The organism is Bartonella sp. MM73XJBT (assembly GCF_028618465.1).
GTDB lineage: Bacteria > Pseudomonadota > Alphaproteobacteria > Rhizobiales > Rhizobiaceae > Bartonella.
The window spans coordinates 1-4,192 of the sequence record NZ_JAQISY010000066.1 but is presented as its reverse complement, the minus strand read 5'-3'; the positions used below and the strand labels follow the sequence as shown (position 1 = coordinate 4,192).

The 4,192-nt window shown below is 38.6% G+C and carries 8 protein-coding genes and 2 pseudogenes; 6 read left to right on the top strand and 4 right to left on the bottom strand.

The genetic code is table 11. The features are described 5' to 3' along the window. A partial coding sequence (locus PVV69_RS09315) for a lysozyme (protein ID WP_404978382.1) occupies positions 1–155 on the bottom strand: 155 nt, incomplete at its 3' end. Positions 156–296: 141 nt separating this feature from the next. On the opposite strand from PVV69_RS09315, the gene PVV69_RS09310 reads away from it, so the two are divergent. From PVV69_RS09310 to PVV69_RS09285, 6 genes and pseudogenes are all read left to right on the top strand, one after another. Further along, entirely contained in the window at positions 297–521 is a 225-nt protein-coding gene (locus PVV69_RS09310) for an antitoxin MazE family protein (protein ID WP_273757281.1), read from the top strand. Beyond that, entirely contained in the window at positions 521–844 is a 324-nt protein-coding gene (locus PVV69_RS09305) for a type II toxin-antitoxin system PemK/MazF family toxin (RefSeq protein WP_273757283.1), read from the top strand. Before PVV69_RS09310 ends, PVV69_RS09305 begins: the two co-directional genes overlap by 1 nt. Before the next feature lie 111 nt (positions 845–955). Further along, positions 956–1,258 carry a type II toxin-antitoxin system RelE/ParE family toxin gene (locus PVV69_RS09300; protein WP_273757282.1) on the top strand — a complete coding sequence of 101 codons (303 nt, stop codon included), beginning with the start codon at positions 956–958 and terminating at the stop codon, positions 1,256–1,258. After that, positions 1,245–1,565: an addiction module antidote protein gene (locus PVV69_RS09295; RefSeq protein WP_273757280.1), complete on the top strand. Its 321-nt coding sequence runs from the start codon at positions 1,245–1,247 to the stop codon at positions 1,563–1,565. Before PVV69_RS09300 ends, PVV69_RS09295 begins: the two co-directional genes overlap by 14 nt. Before the next feature lie 45 nt (positions 1,566–1,610). Then, positions 1,611–1,933, top strand: a pseudogene (locus tag PVV69_RS09290) (type II toxin-antitoxin system RelE/ParE family toxin). A 12-nt stretch (positions 1,934–1,945) separates the two neighbouring features. Further along, the gene (locus tag PVV69_RS09285) at positions 1,946–2,257 is read left to right on the top strand and encodes a DNA-binding protein (protein ID WP_273757279.1); all 312 of its coding nucleotides are present in this window, start codon (positions 1,946–1,948) and stop codon (positions 2,255–2,257) included. 53 nt (positions 2,258–2,310) lie between these two features. Here PVV69_RS09285 and PVV69_RS09280 read toward each other — a convergent pair whose 3' ends face one another. From PVV69_RS09280 to PVV69_RS09270, 3 genes and pseudogenes are all read right to left on the bottom strand, one after another. After that, positions 2,311–2,589: a hypothetical protein gene (locus tag PVV69_RS09280; protein WP_273757278.1), complete on the bottom strand. Its 279-nt coding sequence runs from the start codon at positions 2,587–2,589 to the stop codon at positions 2,311–2,313. Beyond that, entirely contained in the window at positions 2,586–3,323 is a 738-nt protein-coding gene (locus PVV69_RS09275) for an antA/AntB antirepressor family protein (RefSeq protein WP_273757277.1), read from the bottom strand. Before PVV69_RS09275 ends, PVV69_RS09280 begins: the two co-directional genes overlap by 4 nt. A 305-nt stretch (positions 3,324–3,628) precedes the next feature. Further along, a pseudogene (locus tag PVV69_RS09270) lies at positions 3,629–4,192 on the bottom strand (late control protein); the annotation flags it as partial.

The window sequence follows — 4,192 nt, the reverse complement described above, 5'->3', positions numbered from 1 at the left end:
GTGACTGTCATGCCTTTATGGACAAAAGGTTTGCCAGCACTGTTGGTATGTCCATAACCGATTGTCCATACCCCGATGGCGTCTTTATAGGCATTCAAACGCAAGCCTTCCCATTGTTTGATGAGTGTAAGACCCTCTTGTGATATTTTTCGCATAAAATTCTCCATAAAAAAAGCCCCACACAAGGTGAGGCTGAGTGAAAATCTAAAATTGTAATTATCGCGTATTGTAAGAATCTCGTTTCATGTAACTTTTTTCTGTGTTATACGTTACATGAAACAAAAGGAGATTTTGTTATGGGTACAATGCACGTTAATGAACGGGTTCAAAAATATCGCAATGCACAAAGAAAAGCAGGTTTGCGCCTAATGCAAATTTGGGTTCCAGATACACGCCAGCCGAATTTTGCAGAAGAGTGCCACCGTCAAACCCGCTTAGTGGCAAAAATGGATAAAGCTGATACATCTATACAGTTGTTTATGGATCAATCTTTAATGGATGTTGATGGATGGACAGAATGATGCGTGGTTCTCTGGTAACAATAGCGATACAAGGTGATTTTGGTAAACCAAGACCCGCATTGATCATTCAAGCTAATCAATTTAGTGAACATACAAGCGTGACGGTTTTACCAATTACAAGTACACTTATTGATGCTCCATTACTCCGCATTACGATTCAGCCAAACGACAAGAATGGTTTGCAGAAACCTTCGCAAGTAATGATTGATAAAATTATGACGGTAAGATGTGAAAAAATTAGTTCAGCTTTCGGTTTCATTTCTGTAGATAAAATGGTAGAAATTGAGCGTTGTTTGGCTGTATTTTTAGGAATAGTAAAATAAAAATTGGATTTTTTTCTTCGGAAAGATAGCTTGGTTAAGCTTCATGTAGCTTTTTCATTGGAACAAAAGAATGTATTTGACATTGCAATAATTGTATCTTATAAGTTACAAATGTTTACAGTATACAAAACAGAGCATTTTATAAAATGGCTAGATTCTTTAAAAGATGAGATTGCGCAAGCGCATATTGTTAAACGGATAGCAAGAATAGAAACGGGATTTCTTGGAAATGTAAAATTTTTCCGTGGAATTGGAGAGTTAAAAATACATCATGGTCCTGGCTATAGAATCTATTTTGTAAAACAAGGTAAACAAATCATTTTGTTATTAAATGCAGGTGATAAAGCTACGCAACAAAAGGATATCGAAAAAGCTCTTCAATTAGTAAAGGAAATGAAACATGGAAATCACTAAATTTGACACAAGTGAATATTTCAAGACGCCTGAGACACAAAGGATTCTTTTAGAAGATGCTCTTGAAAGCAAAGATAGTAAGTATCTTGCTCATGCTCTTGGTATAATAGCAAAAAACCAAGGAATGAGTAAAATCGCTCAAAATACAGGACTATCAAGAGAGTCTCTTTATCGTTCTTTAAGTGATAAAGGCGACCCACGGCTTTCTACTTTTCTTAGTGTTTTAAGTGCATTAGATTTACAAATGAGTTTAACGCCTATCCAAAAGAATTGTAAGGAGCAGGCAGCTTTAGAAGAAGCCTCTTAATCATTTCCTTCTTGACAAATATTCGTTTATAAACGAATATATATTATGTTTGAAATACGTCACTACCTTACCTCTGATGGCAAAGACTTGATAACTGATTGGCTGCGAAAGCTGCGTGATGTGCAAGCTAAAACTGCAATTATTCGCCGTCTTAATCGTTTAGAGAAAGGAAACTTTGGGATTTCAAACCGCTTCGTGATGGTGTCTATGAATTGCGTATGAATATTGGTCCTGGTTATAGAGTTTATTATGCTCAGTCTGGCAAGACCGTATTATTGTTATTATGCGGTGGTACTAAAAAAACACAAGACACCGATATCACTCGTGCATGTGCTTGTTGGTACGATTGGCAAAACCGTGAAGATTAAAGGAGTGCAAAGATGAAAGACCGTAGCCATGATGATGCAATGGCAGAAATATTCCATGATGACCCTGAAGTAGCAGCAGCGACCCTTGATGCAATCCTAGCAGATGGTGATCAGGGGGAACTGCTTGTAACACTTCGTCAAATGGCAAAAGCCTATGGTGGTGTTCAAGCTGTAGCTAAAGCAGCCAAACTGAATCCTACACAGCTTTATCGTACACTTTCAGAAAAAGGTAATCCAGAGTTCCGTAGCCTAAATGCTTTACTACGTACCATGGGACTTCGCTTAGCTGTACAACCTCTTGAACGATCAATTCCACACATTTGATCTGTATTAACCACCTCCCCATTTTTGAGAACGAGGAGGGAGTATATATTTACTTAAGCAACTTTTTTAATGGGGTTATTTAAGTCTGGTTCGTAAGCACGCAATAAAGATTCTATAATCGGAGGTGGTCTTAAAGTTCCAAAATGTGTAATCATGGCTAAAATTTTTAGTGCATTTGGGGTTTCATCTTGAAGCTTGAAAATTAAAGCTTTTTCTATCGCATCCATGGTTTCAATGAGAGTATTAAAAGCCTTATCTTCAATATCATCACGATCAGAAAACTGATACAACGCCATCCATAAATCGCATAAAAAATCAATACTGGTATTCATTGTACACCTCCATCGATTTGTTCTCTCAAACATGCCAAACCTCTGGAGGTGATTTTTGTTGAAGGCAGTACCTTTTCTGTCCCATCTGGTCTCTGAATGGTAATCGCAGGACAATCCATGAATCTTTTCTTGATTTTATCCTGATAAGGTAATAGAGGCTTCCCTGGAGCTCGACGATACACCCAATCATGTTTACGCAAGTAATCAGTTAAGTCCTTTGGTCGTACCTCTAACATCTTTGCTGCTTCTATCAAACCAAACAAACCATCAGAGCGTTTTAAGCCCTCCAAAGCTTGTGCTTTTGGAGTTAGTTCTGCAATCACATGATCTTTCTGTTCGATTTGACTTTGTAAGTGATTCAAGACACCAAGTAATGCTTGAGGCGTTGAGTAATCTATTTGTGGTGTCACTACTTGTTTCAAGAGCCGTTCACATTTGATAAAGTATAAACGCGCTTCTCTACCTTTCTTATTATTCTCAACCATAGAAAGTTCTTTGGCTACATTTAGTGTAAGGTAATATTCTTTTAATACTACATTTTGACGTTCGCCAGTTTTGGCGAGCGTTAAAATATAATCTATTCCCTCTTCTAAATTGTATTTGATAATGCGGTCCTTAATCCAATTGGAAAAGTCTCGTTTTGCCTCTAAGAATGCGTGCAGGTTACGTGCATTTACTGTTTGAACAATTTCCTGTCCAACAGTTTGTTCCGATATCGGAATAAGTGTGTTCATTGTGAACTCCTTGGTAATAGACGTTTGTTAATGACACTCAATAAAGAGTGCCGGGCGCTAACAAACACGGTACCAAGTCCGTCGTTACGCTTTTCCCGCAAGGGTATTGTATAGCGTAACCACACCCGACGAGATCATTATATGCGTATCACATACAATGAGTCAAAGCCTTTAATGTGCGGAAAATAAACTATCTCGGTAGCTCGTCCGCTTGGTATTTAAGGTGTTCGTTAGGCACCTGATTCGACAATAGACACATTGTTGCCATATTGTCAAGCAGCTTTCTGTGATTTTTAATATTTATGCTAATTGATATCTTCTTTATCCATATGGATGACGCCGTCTCCTTCGTCGCATGCATTGGGTGGGGCGTTTGGATCAAGGGTATCATCCTTGTCTGGTGTGGTGTCTGCAACGTTTCCAGCCGCATCTTCTTGGGCTTTATCAAAAAGTTCGCACTCTATTTTTGTTGTATATCCACCCGTCTTATCAAGCTTGTGTTTGACGCTTTTGATGCGCCATTCTGCTGGAATGTAGGAGCGGAAAGGGGGCTCTTGAACAAGCTTTGCTTCTGCTTGCACAAAGGGATCACCACCGATATCACATGAGAAAGAAGATTTCCCACGAGATGATTTATTGCGATAAGCAGTAATAGCCGTAACAGCCTCTGATTGGTTATGGTAGGTATATTTGAGTTCATGAAACGGCGGATTACCAACTTTGACTTCTTTTTTTTCACCACTGCGGATATCATGATAGGTTGCGAGAACACCGCCTTTCTTCTCTTTGTCTTCCTCTTCTTTCTCAGGTGTTGTTTCTGCTTTTTCCGATTCAGATGATGATGCTCTGTCACTGTCATCCATATGGAT

Coding starts and splice junctions, on each gene's coding strand:
- PVV69_RS09310 (WP_273757281.1), top strand. CDS start 297: ATGGGTACAATGCACGTTAATGAACGGGTTCAAAAATATCGCAATGCA.
- PVV69_RS09305 (WP_273757283.1), top strand. CDS start 521: ATGCGTGGTTCTCTGGTAACAATAGCGATACAAGGTGATTTTGGTAAA.
- PVV69_RS09300 (WP_273757282.1), top strand. CDS start 956: ATGTTTACAGTATACAAAACAGAGCATTTTATAAAATGGCTAGATTCT.
- PVV69_RS09295 (WP_273757280.1), top strand. CDS start 1,245: ATGGAAATCACTAAATTTGACACAAGTGAATATTTCAAGACGCCTGAG.
- PVV69_RS09285 (WP_273757279.1), top strand. CDS start 1,946: ATGAAAGACCGTAGCCATGATGATGCAATGGCAGAAATATTCCATGAT.
- PVV69_RS09280 (WP_273757278.1), bottom strand. CDS start 2,589: ATGAATACCAGTATTGATTTTTTATGCGATTTATGGATGGCGTTGTAT.
- PVV69_RS09275 (WP_273757277.1), bottom strand. CDS start 3,323: ATGAACACACTTATTCCGATATCGGAACAAACTGTTGGACAGGAAATT.